The sequence below is a fragment of the Methanolobus mangrovi genome, assembly GCF_031312535.1.
Classification (GTDB): Archaea; Halobacteriota; Methanosarcinia; order Methanosarcinales; family Methanosarcinaceae; genus Methanolobus; species Methanolobus mangrovi.
This window is the reverse complement of record NZ_CP133594.1, coordinates 2,484,906-2,500,108: the sequence shown is the minus strand read 5'-3', so window position 1 is coordinate 2,500,108 and position 15,203 is coordinate 2,484,906. Positions and strand designations below refer to the sequence as shown.

The following is a 15,203-nucleotide window of genomic DNA, read 5'->3' as shown; positions in this document are numbered from 1 at the left end:
CATTATCAAGAGGATTTATCATGGGCAAGACAGGCAGCATTGAATGGGTAAGAGTAAAAGGACGTAACGGCAGAACAATCAAAGTTCGTAAGAGCAAGGAAGGAAAGGCTCATCCAGGACCAGCACAGAGATATTCAGCATCAGGTGCTAAGAGAAGGTTCCTTCGCAGGTCACCAAAAGCACTCGTAAAGTGATTTTTATCACTTTATCATATCTTTTTTTTATTCTGTTTTCTTTTAAATTGTTTGTTTTTTAGTTTATTCTGTCCTTCCGCAAAAAACGGAGTGCCCGATACGCTTATATAGAACTACAAACATTAAAAAACGACCTAAAACAAATGTCATATTAATTTCATATATCTAAGGAGGATAGTCAATACATGGCAGGACAGATGGCAGGACAGCCAATTTTCATATTAAGAGAAGGAAGCCAGAGAACTAGAGGCAGAGAAGCACAGAGCAACAACATCATGGCTGCAAAAGCAGTCGCTGAAGCTGTAAGAACAACACTTGGACCAAAAGGAATGGACAAGATGCTTGTAGACAGCCTCGGAGATGTAGTCATCACAAACGATGGTGCAACCATTCTTAAAGAAATGGACATTGAGCACCCTGCTGCAAAGATGATTGTGGAAGTAGCTAAGACCCAGGATGATGAGGTAGGAGACGGAACAACCTCAGCTGCCGTAATTGCCGGCGAACTCCTCAAGAAGGCAGAAGAGCTCATTGAGCAGGACATACACCCAACAATCATCGCATCCGGTTACAGGATGGCTTCACAGAAAGCAGCTGAGATCCTTAAAGGTCTTGCAGTATCCGTCACCAGAGACAGCAGGGATGTACTGTTGAACATTTCCGGAACAGCAATGACCGGAAAGGGCGCAGAAGCAACAAAGGACGTACTTTCAAAAATTACAGTTGATTCAATCCTGAGCATTGTTGATGAAGACAACAAGGTCGATATGGAAAACATCAAGGTAGAGAAGAAGGTCGGAGCACGTATCGAAGAATCCGAACTTATTGAAGGTATGATCATTGACAAAGAGCGTGTCCACACAAACATGCCAAAGAAAGTTGAGAACGCAAAGATCGCACTCATCAACACAGCAATCGAACTCAAAGACACAGAAGTCGATGCAGAGATCTCTATCACATCACCTGAGCAGCTCCAGTCATTCCTTGACCAGGAAGAGAAGATGATCAAAGACCTCGTCGCCAAAGTAGTTAACAGCGGTGCAAATGTCGTATTCTGCCAGAAGGGAATCGATGATATGGCACAGCACTACCTTGCAAAGGCAGGCGTATTTGCCATCAGACGTGTCAAGAAGAGTGACATGCAGAAGCTTTCAAGAGCAACTGGTGCAAAGCTCATCACAAACGTTGATGAGATCATAGAAGCTGACATGGGCAAGGCAGATCTTGTAGAAGAGAAGAAGATCGGCGGCGACCCAATGACATTCGTAACAGGATGTGTAAATCCAAAGGCAGTTTCAATCCTCCTTCGCGGTGGCACAGAACACGTCATTGACAACATCGAGAGAGCACTCAACGACTCCCTCAGAGTAGTCGGCGTAGCAATCGAGGACGAGAAACTTGTAGCTGGTGGCGGATCACCTGAAGTTGAAGTTGCACTCAGACTCCAGGAATACGCAGCAACACTCAGCGGCAGGGAACAGCTTGCAGTCAAAGCATTCGCAGAAGCTCTGGAAGTAATTCCAAGAACACTTGCTGAGAACGCAGGTCTTGACCCAATAGACATGCTTATGGAGCTCCGTTCACACCACGAGAAGGGCACAAAGACAGCAGGTCTTAACGTATACGAAGGAAAGGTAATCGACATGTGGGAAGCAGGCGTAGTTGAGCCACTCAGGGTAAAGACCCAGGCAATCAATGCAGCTGCTGAATCCGCAGTCATGATCCTCAGGATCGATGATATCATCGCATCCAGACAGGGAGGAGCAGGACCTTCCGCAGAAGACATGGTTCCAGGCGGCATGCCTCCAGGAATGATGGGCGGAATGGACATGTAAATGTCCCGTTAACAAAAAATATACAACACAAACTCATTTGCGCAGGTTCTTATGAATTCTGCGCAAAACTGCTTTTTTTAGTTAAAAAAATATTTTAAAAAAAAATTACTCAAGACATTTGAGTATGTCTTTTGAGTCAGGGACTGGTTCAACATAGCGGGTTCTGCCACGCATACCTTTACCAGAGAAATCAGCATTTATAAGTCGTGATACATGCATTTTCTCAATTATTTCATAAAACCGAGTGTATCCAAGGCCGGTGATTTCATGGAATGCCTTATACAATTCCCCTGTCTGAAGACTGCTATCTTTTGCAATAAGTCTAAGCAATGTCTTTTCATGATCCGAAAGTGACTTTATATTGCGGCACAGGTGCAAAAGCCGGGAAGCTTCGTACGCCTTCTCAACATCTTCAACAGAGACAGTCCTGCGGGCCCTGCGTTCCGCATTAAGACCGGAGCGTTTCAGAAGATCAATACCTATCCTCAGGTCACCGGTCATATCCACATAGGAGACGACTTTATCCCTTGCTTCGGAAGACACCACATCCTGAAAGAAAGCGTGCCTTATACGATTATCAATAATATCACCGATCTCATCGGACTCATATCGGGGAAAAGCGATTTCCTCCGGCAGAAACACCGATCCAACCCTGGGATCAAAACGATATGGAATTCCCACATCACTTATTATAGCTATAATGGATATCCGCGCACCAGGATATTGCTCATGTGCCCTTAACAGAGAATACATCACCTCATCAGCATGACCTTCGGGAAAAAGGTAATTGATGTCATCAAGAGCAACTACAAGAGTCTTGTTCGCATCCAGCAAGTACTTTATCACCTTTTCAAAAAGCCTTCTGAAAGCAACACCCGATGAAGGCGGAGTGATATGCACAAGCTGTTCATATATCCTTGAAACGACAGCAAACCTTGTAGAATCCATCTGACAATTGACCTTTACAAAGACAACATTATCAGTGTATTCTTTCATCTCATTGAATACCTTCATAACAGCAGTAGTTTTTCCAGTTCCGGGAGGACCTTTCACAAGACAGTTCACAGGGCGCATACCTCTTAAGGCCGGCTTCAGGCTGAAGCGCAGAGATTGCATCTGGGAATCCCTGTGTACAAAATAGTCCGGCAGGTAATCAAACTCAAGTATCTCTCCATTGCTAAAAAGAGTCTCATCCCACAGAAGCATATCCTTGCTCACTTTAAATTCCCCTCTTAATTGATACTACTGATAACGGCTGTAATAAATACGAATAATCATTGATGGTTGATAATTGATAGTTGCTGCAAACTGTCAGCTTGCAAGACTAATATAATTATCTGCGCATAATAACCTTTTGCTTTTATTCCTAAAATGCAATGGTAAAAGAATAATTGCATCAGGAAAGAAGTGAAGTGATATCGGAAACTGTTTTAACCAGAGTTTCAACCTCTTCAACAGTATTGTATAGAGCAAATGAAGCCCTTACAGTACCTTTGACACCCAGATGATCAATACCTGGCATTGCACAATGATAACCGCTCCTTACACATATATTATGCGTCTGGTCAAGTATCATAGCCACGTCATGAGAGTTCATACCCACCACATTAAAAGATACAACACCAGCCCTGTTCTTGGGACCATATACTTCAACAGCATCCAGTTCGCCAAGACGTAGAGCCGTTTCCTTTGCCAGGGATATTTCATGCTTTCCGATAGACCCGACACCAAGCTCTTTCACGTATTGCACAGCACGACCAAGACCTATAACACCAGGAATATTAGGAGTACCGGCTTCAAATCTTGCAGGACTTGGTTCCATTTTATAACTATCAGGAGTTACAGAACTGACCATTCCACCACCAAGGAATATAGGTTCGATCATATCAGGTTCTTTTATGTATAATACGCCTGTTCCCTGAGGACCAAGTAAACCTTTATGCCCAGGGCATACAAAAAAATCAGGATCAATTGATCTGATATCTATTGGCATGTTTCCTGCAGACTGGGAACCATCCACCAGTATTTTCACGCCTTCCTGTCGTGCGATGCCAATGATCTTGCTTATGTCCTGTATGGACCCGAATACGTTGGAAACATGATTTACTGCTATAAGCCGAGTCCTATCATTGATAGCTGACCTGATATCTTCAGGGTCCACAACACCCCCCTGATCGGGTTTTACAACTGTGAGTTCAACACCCAACTCCTTTAAGCGCATCCATGGAAGCAAATTGGAATGATGTTCGACAAGTGTGACTATGACATGGTCACCTTTTTTCCACGGAAAACCCCTGGACACGACGTTGATGCTTTCTGTTGCATTCTTTGTAAAAATAGTATTTGCAACATCCATATTGAAAAAAGATGCAACCATTTCCCGAGCATCCTCATAGTGGTTTGTTGTTTCTCTTGCAAGCCTGTGAGCCCCACGTCCATGGTTTGCGGCATACTTATAGAAATAATCCAGCATTGCAGATACAGCCTGAACAGGCGTTTGCGTCGTAGCTGCATTATCCAGATATATCACATCTTTTAATACGGGAAAGTCTTCCCTGACTGTGAGAACATCATACATAAGAACCATTATGTAGAGAATATAAAAATAGTTTTGCAGGCTACTTTGCCTGCACTCCGCCTACCATGAAGCGATAAAGCTCCATTTCCTCGGCGTTGAGTTTATCTGCTGATACTCCGCCAACCACCGTATGGCAGCTTTTGAAGATATCGACTACGTTTCTTTTTCTATTTAGGTTTCTCATATTTTGCCTCCTGTCTCTCTGTAATCTATTTCATCGCCTGACAAATCATTGTAATTTTATACATATTATGATTTTATGCATATTGTAATTTTTATACACATTTTAACAATATTTATTGCTTTTTGCAGGCTGAACATTAATGTTGTCGCACATGGTATAAAGATATATCGATTTGCTAAAAAAAAGAAAAAGGAATTCAAGCATTCATAAAAATATAGTCAACATCTTCCTTTCCTTCATGACAACCGATACAACCGCTTGCCCTACCTTCTGTTTTAACATCACCCTCGGAAGAATAAGCTGCCCAGAACCAATCATTGTTCTCAGGGTTGAAGCCTTCCGATTTATACATGAGATAGATCCCGGTAAGCTCTTTATCAGCGTTGAAACCTTCTTTGACAACCATTGTTTCATATGGCATTGTTGCCCCGCCTATTTCTGCTGAAGACAAAGCATTGTCAGAGACATATATGGAAACATAATCACCATGTACACCATTGCCCTCCATCATTGCTTCCTTGCCAGGCCATATGGACCATCCTTTGTAAGCATCATTTTCAGTAAAAGCGGAGAATAGGGATGACGCATCCGGTTGAGATACTTGCATATCTACACCACCATTTGCCGTTTCTTCAGCATCCTGTGACACAACATCACCCTCAGTAGCTGAATCAGTACAACCCGAAATACCAACGATACAAATCACCATCAAAAGGATAATTGTTCTAATTTTCATATAATAACCCCATTTAGACACTTACACTGAGCTATATAACAGTTACTCAAATTTACATAGAACCTTTGTCGTAAGAGATATAATATATGCAGGAGACTTTCGATAATCATGCCAGAGCTAAACATCGACAGAACACTCACATACATCGAGGGGACACAGAGAGTCTTTGATGAAAAAAGTACTTTAGAGAAGGTAAACGATAATTCCAAACAAATAGGGGTTACCAGAGTCGCCAGCATCACTGACCTTGACAGAGTAGGAATACCCGTTATTTCAACCATCAGACCCAGCGCGGCAGAAGGTGCAATATCAGTCTATTCAGGAAAGGGCAACACTGAGAATCAGGCAAGGATATCCGCAATTATGGAGAGTTTTGAACGATGCCTGGCAGAAAGGAACGGACTGAACAACGATGTGGCAGAAGATATCAAAGCTCAGCACATCATAGACAATTATATAGCCATGCGGGAAAATCACCGCACAGTTGACCCGACACTTCTACTCATAGCTGAAGATTACAGCCCTCAGGCTTTTGTAGAATGGATAAGCGGATGGGACCTTTTAAAGAACGAGGAAATATTTGTTCCTGCAAATGCAGTATATCATCCATATGATGCACCCGGCAGAGCTTTGAAGTTATTCAGAAGTAACACTAACGGACTTGCAGCAGGAAACACTGTAGAAGAGGCCATATTCCACGGCCTGCTGGAAGTCATTGAAAGGGATGCTTTAAGCATAGCAGAATTCAACCGTACCCCGGGAAAAGAGATAATCCTCACAGAAAGTGACGGTGAAAATTACGAGCTTCTACGCAAGTTCACCGACAATGAAGTTGAGGTGAAATTGTGGGCAGTACCCCATGATACAGAAATAACAACCGTAGTTGCAGTCACTGATGACATAAGACTCAGAGATGCTGCACTTCTGGTAATGGGTGCAGGTGCACACCTCAAACCGGAAATCGCAGTAAAGAGAGCACTGACAGAAGCCGCACAGTCAAGAGTTGTGCAGATACACGGTGCCCGAGAGGACACTGAACGTGAAAAGTTTGTCAGGGAAATCGGATATGACAGAATAAAACGCATGAACAAGTACTGGTATGAGGACGATGAACAGACATCCATGCGCGATCTGAAAGACCTGTCAAAAAACACACCTTCCGAAAGTATCGATGTAGTGCTGGAACAATTGAGGAATATTGCAGACTGCGCCGTAGTTGTAGACATGTCAAGAGAAAACATACCTGTTCCGGTTGTCAGAGTGATTATTCCCTCCTTTGAGATGTACACACTTGACAGAGAGCGCGTAGGAAGAAGAGCAAAGTCAGGAAAAAAGAGGAAAATGGCACCAGAGGACAGGCCATGGAGAACTGGACGCCGAAAATGAGCGAAAATACTAAGCCCCTTGCTAAAGCCCTCATATTTGCAGGCACAAGCATAAGCCACGAAGATGCTGCAAAGGTCCTTGATGCTACATACTGGCCACCCATATCCAGAGGAGATATTGAAAAAGCCATTCTTCAGGGTTATGCGACAATAGGCATTATTGACGGTATCTTTTTTAGCCGGGCAGCAGTGGCTCACAAGGAAATAATCAGGGCAATAAAAGAAGGAATAACCGTCGTTGGCGGTTGCAGTATGGGAGCTCTTCGGGCTTCTGAACTAGACGTCCACGGAATGACAGGAGTGGGACAGATATATGAGTGGTACAGGGACGGAGTCATCGAGGATGATGATGAAGTGGCAGTTGCTACAAATCCTGATACATTCGAACCAGTGTCAAATCCCATGGTAAACATACGGGAAACTTTCAAGGCAGCACTCAAGTTAGATATAATCAAGGATGATGAATTCAGACGCATAACTGAGCTTGCCAAAAGAACACACTACACGGAAAGAAGTTATTTTGGAATTACAAAGGGAGCTTCAAGGGAAGGAATAATTCCTGAGGATAAAGCAAATGAGCTCCTTAAATTCTGCATAGAGAACGAGCGTAACATAAAAAGAGAAGATGCACTCCTTGTTCTTGAAAAAATAAAACAGATCTTAACTGAATAGTTAAGCTGCTATTTTTGGTTTTAAACCGTCATACAGGAAGTGCAGTATATAGGCGGAAGACATTACCAGGATTATTGTGGCACCGGAGGGAGCATCGAACATATAAGACAGTGACAATCCCACTATGCTGAAAAATATACCGAACAATATTGCAAGGTACATCATCTTCCCAAGATCATTGGTGTAATGCCTGCTCAGGGATGCTGGCATGGTAAGCAGTGCAATGATAAGAATGATACCTACGACCTTGATCAACAATACTATTGTCAGTGCTATCAGACAAAGCAGAAGCAGGTAAAGTTTCTCTACGGACAGACCGGCAACTGTTGTGAACTCTTCGTCAAAACAAAGTGCCATGAACTGTTTATAATATGCATACACGATAAAGATGATAACTGCATCAAGACCCATCATCAGATAGATATCAGACATTGGTACTGTCAGGATATTACCAAAAAGGTACGTCATAAGGTCGGGAGCATAGCCAGGGGTCCAGTATATCAGAATAATACCTATGGCCATCCCCAGGGACCAGAGTATCCCTATAGCAGTATCTTCAGCCACTTTTGACCTTTTGCTTACAAGCCCCATGACAAGTGCGGATAAGAGACTGAAAGGAATAAGCCCATATAGAGGATTTATCCCAAGGTAGTACCCAAGACCGATGCCCCCAAAAGAGGCATGACTGATGCCACCACTTATGAAAACTATCTTTTTCACAACTACATATACACCGATTATACCACATGCCACACTTGCCAGTATAGCGGCAAAAATAGCATTCCTCATAAAATCATACTGGAGTATTTCAAGCATACTGTTTCACCCTCAGTGTTCTTTCAATACCCTGTGCGGTACACCATGAGCAATTAACTCCACCGGACACTGATACGACACTTCCAGGTCATGCGGACTTATTTCTTTAGAGTCATGATAGTGGAACTGACGGTTCAGACAACCGATCTTATCAACATATACCGAAATGGCACTGATGTCGTGAGTGACCATTATAATGGCAATCTCGGATTTGAGCCTGTTGAGAAGTTCGTAGAACTCTTTCTGCATCCTGGAATCTATGCCTGTGGACGGTTCGTCCAGTATTAACAGTTTCGGTTTTGTAACAAGTGACCGGGCAATGAAAACTCTCTGTTTCTGGCCACCGGAAAGCTCACCTATCTGCCGATCTTTAAATTCAAGCATCCCGACTGTTTTGAGTGCTTCACGTGCAGCTTTGCGATCTTCTTCATTGTACCTCTGAAGAGGACCTTTATGACTCAGGCGACCCATGAGTACAACATCACACACTGTGATGGGAAAATCAAGGTTTGAGGAGTGATACTGGGGAACATACCCCACATACTTCCTCATATCCCGAGGATTTCCCCCCAGAAGCCTGACAGAGCCCTTGTCAGGAGTGATCAATCCAAGGATGACTTTCAGGAGAGTACTTTTGCCCCCTCCGTTCGGACCTATGATAGCCAGGAAATCCTTGTCCTTTACATTTAAAGTGACAGATTCCAGAACACGAACACCATCATAGCTTACCCATATATCCTTAAGTTCGATCACATCATCCATTTCAAGCCAGCCCTTTTTCAAATGCTTCTGCTACTTTTGCAAGGTTATCTATATAATCCTTTGCAAGCGGGTCGACTTCCACCACCTCACCACCAATCTCGTTTGCAATAGCCGACGCACTGACAGTACTAAAACCGGTCTGTACGAAAATCACTTTTATATTTTTCTCGTTTGCTTCATCGATAACTTTTTGCATATCCTTTACACTGGGCTCTTTGCCTTCGATCTCAACAGGCACTTCAATAAGGCCGTAGTAGTCTGCAAAATAACCCCATGCAGGATGATAAACTATGAAACTACTGCCCTCTTTACCGGAAAGAGTAGTTCTTATTTGCTCATCCAGTTCATCGAGCTCTGCAAGATATGCATTTTTGTTCTCAAGATAAATTGATTCATTCCCAGGGTCTATCTCCACAAGGCCTTCGTAAATATTATCCAGCATAATCTTGACGTTACCAGGAGATGTCCATATGTGAGGGTCAAGACCTCCTTCCTCTTCGTGGTCACCATCGGTTTCTTCCTCAGCACCATCCTCATCCCCATGAGCTTCCATTTCCCTCAAGGTTATACCTTCAGAGCAATCAATTATCATCAGATCAGGGTTCAGATCTGCAATCTTGCCCATTAGATTATCTTCAATGGTTATCCCTGAACCAACCATTGCATACATTTTTGCCTTGCTGAGATCTTTGAGCTGGCCAGGAGTGGGTTCATATGAATGAGGATCTGCACCAGGAGGCACCATGACAACTACTTTTACATTATCGCCTGCAATCTTTTCCACAAATTCAGCCTGCGGAAGTACACTTACAGCTACAATCATACCATCGCCCATATCAGATATCACATCTGAGGAACTTGGTTCATCGACACAACCGGCTGTTAAAATGATGAAAATAGAAAAGAGCATCATTTGAACCATCATACTTTTCTTCATAATATTACTCCACATATTTGTAATTACACCAAATTGTTTGGCATTATACCAATAATTAATCATTTAAAAATAACAGCAAAATACAATCAAAGAGAACCGCAGGAAATATGTTTTATTTTACCACAAACACCTACAGTCGGATGACCCATTGAACCACATATCCGATCTATAGCATTTTTGGAGACTAATGCCTCAAAACGAGACACCTCAGCACAGGACTCTTCAGAAGAGAGACCATAATGAGTCAGCATCAGGCTTAGTATATTGTGCCGGTTAACAAAGAACTCTGCATACTGTTTGCCCATTTCAGTAAGCTGAACTCCCCTGTAAGGAACATGGTCCACATAACCAGATTCGGAAAGGTCCGTTATAGTTTTGGTAGATGTCGATGGGTCGACATGCAACTCAGTAGATATATCGGTAGTCTTTACAAGACCACCTTTTTTCAAGAGGAATTTCAGATACTCCACTTTTTTAGGAGATAGCTCCAGCCCCGTGATTTCCTGCATGATACCCAATAACTAAGAACAGGTATATATCTCTTTTGAAAATAAGCCAATTCCCCATGTAATTTTTGGTATGCGCCCAATAATTAATAGTGCCTGGCAAACAAATGACTGCAAATCAGGTTGAAAGAATTGGAACAAATGGCCGGAAATATATTTGTACATACGACCAAGATTTAATGATGGGGTCAAAATGTTAATACAACAGATATTCACAGAAAAAATAGCACACAGCTCGTACATACTTGCAGGAGATAAAACCTGTGCGATCATCGATCCGAGACGAGACATAGAGATATATCTGGAACTTGCAAGAGACCTGGGAGTCAAGATCACACACATATTGGAAACCCATTTGCATGCAGATTTTATTTCAGGCCATATCGACCTTGCACAAAGAACCGGAGCTACAATATACACACCTAAAGCCGCAGATTGTGATTTTAGATCAGTTCCACTCGCTCAAGGAGACTCATTCTCCATAGAGGATATCAAACTGGATATTCTGGAAACACCCGGCCACACGCCAGAACATATATCGTATGTGGTCACCGACACTTCAAGAGGTCAGGAGCCAGTCGCACTTTTCTGTGGAGATACCATGTTTGTAGGCGATGTGGGAAGACCGGACCTATTCCCCGGAAGAGCAGAGGAACTTGCATCAAAGCTATACGATACTTTACATGAAAAACTGCTTAAGTTACCTGATTTCTGTGAGATATACCCTGCACACGGAGCAGGGTCACTCTGTGGAAGAGCCATGGCATCCAAAAGAAGCAGTACACTGGGTTACGAAAAGAATTACAATTATGCATTGAAAATAAATGACAGGGCAGATTTCATAGATTCACTGACAAACAATATGCCCGATGCACCTGACCATTTCAGCCGATGTACAGACATAAATCGTGTAGGACCGAAAGAAGTGAAAGATCTCACTATTCCGGATGCATTGGAAAATGACCGGTTTCGGGAAAAGATGAAGAATGCAATCATCCTTGACGTTCGCAGCTTTGAATCGTTCGGCGGACAACATATACCCCAGGCCTACAACATAGACAGAAATTCAAATTTCCCCACATACGCCGGATGGTTGTTACCACCTGAAAAAGACATACTCATAGTTTCAGACAACTATTCACAGGCATTCAATGCATGTACCCAGTTACACCGCGTAGGACTCGACAGAGTAGCAGGCTATCTCGAAAATGGAATGTATGGATGGGTAACAGATGGACTACCTACAAGACATGTTCCGCAAATATCATCAACTGAACTGCACGACAGGATAACTGCCGGGAAAGAGATGACAATATTGGATGTCAGAGCCGCGTCTGAGTATGAAGACTTCCACATAGAAGGAGCTATAAACATACCAGTACACGAATTAAGAGACCGCTATTCAGAGATCGAACATAATACTGAAACCATACTCATATGTGGGTCAGGACAAAGATCCAGTATGGGATGCAGTATCCTCCTGCAAAAAGGATTCTCCAATGTACAAAATGTAGCAGGTGGCATGACAGGATATGCTGCTGCCGGATATGGACCTGAATGCCCTATGTGTGTCCTCCCATGGGCACCCTTCAAAAATAAGTGAATGAATTAAACCGTGTGATTCCTCACGTGTAGTAGCCTCGATAGGATCAATCAAAAGGCATACCCTTGAATGTGAAAATTTCTTTCACCACGTAGATGAAATCCATAATTTCATCGATGGATAGCAGCAACAGCACCAGTATCAGGATTGCTATGAGCAGTTCTGAATAATCCGGAAGAGACTGCACCAGATGAGCAAAAGCGCCTACATGTCCATTTGCAGAATGAACCATATTATCACCTAAATAGAACTCTTACCAGCTACAATAAAAGTGTATCGATGATTGTTAATGTTTTTTGATTATAATCAATAATGCAGCAGAATTTGCATCAAGTTTCAAAATAATAGAAGAAATTAAAGATAATATAACCTTCACTTCAATAGACGACCACTAACCTCAAACCACATCGACCGGATCATCGAGGAAAAAACATTTTCTTTATACTCCATAACAGATTTCCCTTCTACCATTGCATCAACAGGAATTCTGTTGTATGGAAGCATGCCAACAACGCATATGCCATTATTCTTGCAATAAGCAGAAATTGTATGTGAAAGTTCCACATTGATATCGTATTTGTTGATACATACAACAACAGGTATCCTGAAATGTTGTGCCACCCCGATAACTCTTTCAAGATCATGTATTCCCGATACCGTCGGCTCCGTTACAGCAAGAACAAGATCTGTACCCGTGATTGCAGCAATCACAGCACAACCGGTTCCCGGCGGACCATCGATAAGTATCATATCGCTTCCGGCTTCCGATGCAAGCTCTGATGCTCTGCGCCTTACATCCGAGACTAACTTCCCGCTTGCCTCCTCCCCAATACCAAGTTTTGCATGGACAAGTGGACCGAATCTCGTATGAGAACAATAATATTCACCGGACTTTTTCTCAACCATACTAATGGCGTTTACCGGACAGACGTATTCACAGACTGCACAGCCCTCGCATTTGTAAACATCAATTACATTGTACCTACCAATTGCTTCAAACCTGCATGATGTAGCGCAGTTTCCACAACCGACACACATGTTTTTATTGATACTTGCAACCTTTAACCCGTAGAAATCATTCGTTTCAAATGTATCAGGATGTAAAACGAGGTGCATATCCGCAGCGTCAACATCGCAATCTGCAATAACTACGTTTTCAGCAAGTGCGGCAAATGAAGAAGTGATGGTCGTCTTACCGGTCCCGCCTTTTCCACTGATAACTGTGAGCTGTTTTACCATTCAGAAACCACCCTGATAGGAAATGAATTTGCATATATACCGGTAGAGCTCCCGGAAATTCTCTTTCCAAAGAGGCATCTGCTCCACAAAAGGAATTCCTTTTGAGTAAAGGACAGCTATTTCCCGGTCATCGGGGATTTTCATCAGAATAGGTATCTTTTCTGCCCTACAATATTCTTCGACTTTACCATCACCAATACCATGACGGTTTATCACAACCCCAAATTGCACACCAAGCTGCCGGACAACATCCACTGCAAGGATGAGATCGTTCAGACCAAATGGTGTTGGCTCTGTTACAAGCACACAGTAATCCATTTCTGCAACAGATGTTATGACAGGACATGCAGTTCCCGGAGGAGAGTCAATTATTGCAACCGTGCTTTCATCAATATGTGCCTGTAACTGCCTGATAACAGGTGAAGCCATAGGCTCACCAATGTTAAGAGTACCTTGCAAAAGTTCAGTATTAAAATACTCGTTAGTGCCTTTTTCAATAATACCTATTGACCGTTTCTTCTCTGTAATTGCATTTTCAGGGCAAACAAGAACACAGCCACCACAGCCATGGCATAATTTTGGAAACAGCATGATGCTACGGGGCAATTTAGCTATCGCATTGTACTGGCAGAACTCTGCACATTTGCCGCAAAGAGAGCACTTATGAGAATCCACTTCAGGAACTGTTATAATGACATCTTCCTGCTTTTTTAGATCAAATCCAAGAAAGAGATTGCAATTTGGCTCTTCCACATCACAATCCAGCAGTTGTGCATTCCCAAGGGCAAGTGCAAGATTGACGGCTACCGTCGTCTTTCCGGTCCCACCCTTGCCACTTGCGATAGCTATTTTCATGTACCTGGCACCTAAGAAAATTAATGGCAGTGCTCGTGGTCATGACCTTCATCATGTCCGTGCCCGCTGCATGAATTGTCCTGAGTAGCTTTTTTAAGTCCTGAGGATTCCCAGGCATTGATCGCATCCTGAACTTTGCCTGTGGCACCAATAAATACCTCGATGCCTGACTGCTCGAACATCACCACAGCTTTTCTTCCAAGACCACCACAGAGCATGACATCTACGCCTTCCTTTGCCATGATTTCAGGAGGCAAACCTATGCCACCGTTATGTTCACTTGTGTTTGGAATAACTGTGGATTCCTTTGTTTCGGTATCATACAATGTGTAGTAAGGTACCTTTCCAAAGTGCTGGCCAACTGTATCTTCAATTCCATTCTGCCCTATTGCTGGTATACATAATTTCATCTTTACACCTCTGATTTTAATATTTTAATGATTTCCAATGTCATTTTTAATGCGGTTATTAAAAGGAATATACACTAAACCGGATTCACAACTCACATTTTTGACTTGCCAGGAGAGTTTGCAGCTTCAATTGTTTCCAGTGAACCTGACCCATAGGCTTTGATGGCTTCAATGACCGGACCTGCTAATGATATCTTCATTTCTATGCCCTCAGATGACAGCAATGAGAATGCATTAGGACCGACACTGCCAGTTATCAGCACACCTATCCCTTCACCGATAATCTGTTGTGCTGCCTGGACACCTGCACCACCAGAAGCAGAACCCTGTCCGTTCGCAATTGATTCAAATTCCATTGATTCAGGATCAACTACCACAAAGTATTTGCATCTGCCAAAATGAGGATCAACTGGTGCTTCCAGACCAGTATCACTTGCTGTCACACATATTTTCATTACAATTCTCCTATATGAGTAATAAATCAATATACT

Annotated in this window: 18 protein-coding genes; 5 read left to right on the top strand and 13 right to left on the bottom strand. The window is 42.8% G+C overall.

All coding sequences use genetic code 11. The features are described from left to right. Positions 1–20 precede the first annotated feature (20 nt). Together RE476_RS12200 and thsA are read left to right on the top strand one after the other, a co-directional pair. Positions 21–194 (top strand): DUF5350 domain-containing protein, encoded by a 174-nt coding sequence (locus tag RE476_RS12200; protein WP_309307909.1) that lies wholly within the window; start codon positions 21–23, stop codon positions 192–194. A gap of 185 nt (positions 195–379) precedes the next feature. Next, the gene (gene thsA / locus RE476_RS12195) at positions 380–2,029 is read left to right on the top strand and encodes a thermosome subunit alpha (RefSeq protein WP_309307908.1); all 1,650 of its coding nucleotides are present in this window, start codon (positions 380–382) and stop codon (positions 2,027–2,029) included. Between the two features lie 105 nt (positions 2,030–2,134). Here thsA and RE476_RS12190 read toward each other — a convergent pair whose 3' ends face one another. The 4 genes from RE476_RS12190 to RE476_RS12175 all read right to left on the bottom strand — a co-directional run bounded on the left by RE476_RS12190 (position 2,135) and on the right by RE476_RS12175 (position 5,527). Next, the gene (locus RE476_RS12190) at positions 2,135–3,247 is read right to left on the bottom strand and encodes an ORC1-type DNA replication protein (protein ID WP_309307907.1); all 1,113 of its coding nucleotides are present in this window, start codon (positions 3,245–3,247) and stop codon (positions 2,135–2,137) included. Between the two features lie 178 nt (positions 3,248–3,425). Next, positions 3,426–4,607 carry a cysteine desulfurase gene (locus RE476_RS12185; protein ID WP_309307906.1) on the bottom strand — a complete coding sequence of 394 codons (1,182 nt, stop codon included), beginning with the start codon at positions 4,605–4,607 and terminating at the stop codon, positions 3,426–3,428. Between the two features lie 40 nt (positions 4,608–4,647). Further along, positions 4,648–4,791 carry a hypothetical protein gene (locus RE476_RS12180; RefSeq protein ID WP_309307905.1) on the bottom strand — a complete coding sequence of 48 codons (144 nt, stop codon included), beginning with the start codon at positions 4,789–4,791 and terminating at the stop codon, positions 4,648–4,650. A 196-nt stretch (positions 4,792–4,987) separates the two neighbouring features. Beyond that, complete coding sequence (locus RE476_RS12175; RefSeq protein ID WP_309307904.1) at positions 4,988–5,527, bottom strand: cytochrome P460 family protein; 540 nt, start codon at positions 5,525–5,527, stop codon at positions 4,988–4,990. A gap of 108 nt (positions 5,528–5,635) precedes the next feature. Between RE476_RS12175 and RE476_RS12170 the strand changes: the two genes are divergently transcribed. Continuing rightward, on the top strand, positions 5,636–6,913 hold the full coding sequence (locus RE476_RS12170; RefSeq protein ID WP_309307903.1) for a YcaO-related McrA-glycine thioamidation protein: 1,278 nt from the start codon (positions 5,636–5,638) through the stop codon (positions 6,911–6,913). Beyond that, positions 6,910–7,584, top strand: a complete 675-nt coding sequence (locus tag RE476_RS12165) for a TfuA-related McrA-glycine thioamidation protein (RefSeq protein WP_309307902.1) — start codon at positions 6,910–6,912, stop codon at positions 7,582–7,584. Before RE476_RS12170 ends, RE476_RS12165 begins: the two co-directional genes overlap by 4 nt. Here the strand turns inward: RE476_RS12165 and RE476_RS12160 are convergent, their stop codons facing one another. The 4 genes from RE476_RS12160 to RE476_RS12145 form a co-directional block, all read right to left on the bottom strand. Next, a complete protein-coding gene (locus RE476_RS12160; protein ID WP_309307901.1) occupies positions 7,585–8,400 on the bottom strand; it encodes a metal ABC transporter permease in 816 nt (271 codons plus the stop codon). A 12-nt stretch (positions 8,401–8,412) separates the two neighbouring features. Next, entirely contained in the window at positions 8,413–9,162 is a 750-nt protein-coding gene (locus RE476_RS12155; RefSeq protein WP_309309617.1) for a metal ABC transporter ATP-binding protein, read from the bottom strand. A gap of 1 nt (position 9,163) precedes the next feature. Further along, positions 9,164–10,099, bottom strand: coding sequence for a metal ABC transporter solute-binding protein, Zn/Mn family (locus RE476_RS12150; protein ID WP_309307900.1), 936 nt, complete (start codon positions 10,097–10,099; stop codon positions 9,164–9,166). Positions 10,100–10,185: 86 nt separating this feature from the next. Then, a complete protein-coding gene (locus RE476_RS12145) occupies positions 10,186–10,608 on the bottom strand; it encodes a metal-dependent transcriptional regulator (protein ID WP_309307899.1) in 423 nt (140 codons plus the stop codon). Between the two features lie 190 nt (positions 10,609–10,798). On the opposite strand from RE476_RS12145, the gene RE476_RS12140 reads away from it, so the two are divergent. Then, positions 10,799–12,208, top strand: a complete 1,410-nt coding sequence (locus tag RE476_RS12140; protein WP_309307898.1) for an MBL fold metallo-hydrolase — start codon at positions 10,799–10,801, stop codon at positions 12,206–12,208. Between the two features lie 46 nt (positions 12,209–12,254). Here RE476_RS12140 and RE476_RS12135 read toward each other — a convergent pair whose 3' ends face one another. From RE476_RS12135 to RE476_RS12115, 5 genes are all read right to left on the bottom strand, one after another. Continuing rightward, entirely contained in the window at positions 12,255–12,440 is a 186-nt protein-coding gene (locus RE476_RS12135; protein WP_309307897.1) for a hypothetical protein, read from the bottom strand. 140 nt (positions 12,441–12,580) lie between these two features. Further along, positions 12,581–13,447 (bottom strand): ATP-binding protein, encoded by an 867-nt coding sequence (locus tag RE476_RS12130; protein WP_309307896.1) that lies wholly within the window; start codon positions 13,445–13,447, stop codon positions 12,581–12,583. Next, positions 13,448–14,302, bottom strand: a complete 855-nt coding sequence (locus tag RE476_RS12125) for an ATP-binding protein (RefSeq protein WP_309307895.1) — start codon at positions 14,300–14,302, stop codon at positions 13,448–13,450. Between the two features lie 20 nt (positions 14,303–14,322). After that, the gene (locus tag RE476_RS12120) at positions 14,323–14,712 is read right to left on the bottom strand and encodes a NifB/NifX family molybdenum-iron cluster-binding protein (RefSeq protein ID WP_309307894.1); all 390 of its coding nucleotides are present in this window, start codon (positions 14,710–14,712) and stop codon (positions 14,323–14,325) included. Between the two features lie 92 nt (positions 14,713–14,804). Continuing rightward, positions 14,805–15,167 (bottom strand): NifB/NifX family molybdenum-iron cluster-binding protein, encoded by a 363-nt coding sequence (locus RE476_RS12115; RefSeq protein ID WP_309307893.1) that lies wholly within the window; start codon positions 15,165–15,167, stop codon positions 14,805–14,807. Positions 15,168–15,203 lie beyond the last annotated feature (36 nt).

What these genes read in the sequence shown, in the direction of transcription:
- RE476_RS12200 (WP_309307909.1), top strand. Translation starts at nt 21, where the DNA reads ATGGGCAAGACAGGCAGCATTGAATGGGTAAGAGTAAAAGGACGTAAC.
- thsA (WP_309307908.1), top strand. Translation starts at nt 380, where the DNA reads ATGGCAGGACAGATGGCAGGACAGCCAATTTTCATATTAAGAGAAGGA.
- RE476_RS12185 (WP_309307906.1), bottom strand. Translation starts at nt 4,607, where the DNA reads ATGTATGATGTTCTCACAGTCAGGGAAGACTTTCCCGTATTAAAAGAT.
- RE476_RS12180 (WP_309307905.1), bottom strand. Translation starts at nt 4,791, where the DNA reads ATGAGAAACCTAAATAGAAAAAGAAACGTAGTCGATATCTTCAAAAGC.
- RE476_RS12175 (WP_309307904.1), bottom strand. Translation starts at nt 5,527, where the DNA reads ATGAAAATTAGAACAATTATCCTTTTGATGGTGATTTGTATCGTTGGT.
- RE476_RS12170 (WP_309307903.1), top strand. Translation starts at nt 5,636, where the DNA reads ATGCCAGAGCTAAACATCGACAGAACACTCACATACATCGAGGGGACA.
- RE476_RS12165 (WP_309307902.1), top strand. Translation starts at nt 6,910, where the DNA reads ATGAGCGAAAATACTAAGCCCCTTGCTAAAGCCCTCATATTTGCAGGC.
- RE476_RS12160 (WP_309307901.1), bottom strand. Translation starts at nt 8,400, where the DNA reads ATGCTTGAAATACTCCAGTATGATTTTATGAGGAATGCTATTTTTGCC.
- RE476_RS12155 (WP_309309617.1), bottom strand. Translation starts at nt 9,162, where the DNA reads ATGGATGATGTGATCGAACTTAAGGATATATGGGTAAGCTATGATGGT.
- RE476_RS12150 (WP_309307900.1), bottom strand. Translation starts at nt 10,099, where the DNA reads ATGAAGAAAAGTATGATGGTTCAAATGATGCTCTTTTCTATTTTCATC.
- RE476_RS12145 (WP_309307899.1), bottom strand. Translation starts at nt 10,608, where the DNA reads ATGCAGGAAATCACGGGGCTGGAGCTATCTCCTAAAAAAGTGGAGTAT.
- RE476_RS12140 (WP_309307898.1), top strand. Translation starts at nt 10,799, where the DNA reads ATGTTAATACAACAGATATTCACAGAAAAAATAGCACACAGCTCGTAC.
- RE476_RS12135 (WP_309307897.1), bottom strand. Translation starts at nt 12,440, where the DNA reads ATGGTTCATTCTGCAAATGGACATGTAGGCGCTTTTGCTCATCTGGTG.
- RE476_RS12130 (WP_309307896.1), bottom strand. Translation starts at nt 13,447, where the DNA reads ATGGTAAAACAGCTCACAGTTATCAGTGGAAAAGGCGGGACCGGTAAG.
- RE476_RS12125 (WP_309307895.1), bottom strand. Translation starts at nt 14,302, where the DNA reads ATGAAAATAGCTATCGCAAGTGGCAAGGGTGGGACCGGAAAGACGACG.
- RE476_RS12120 (WP_309307894.1), bottom strand. Translation starts at nt 14,712, where the DNA reads ATGAAATTATGTATACCAGCAATAGGGCAGAATGGAATTGAAGATACA.
- RE476_RS12115 (WP_309307893.1), bottom strand. Translation starts at nt 15,167, where the DNA reads ATGAAAATATGTGTGACAGCAAGTGATACTGGTCTGGAAGCACCAGTT.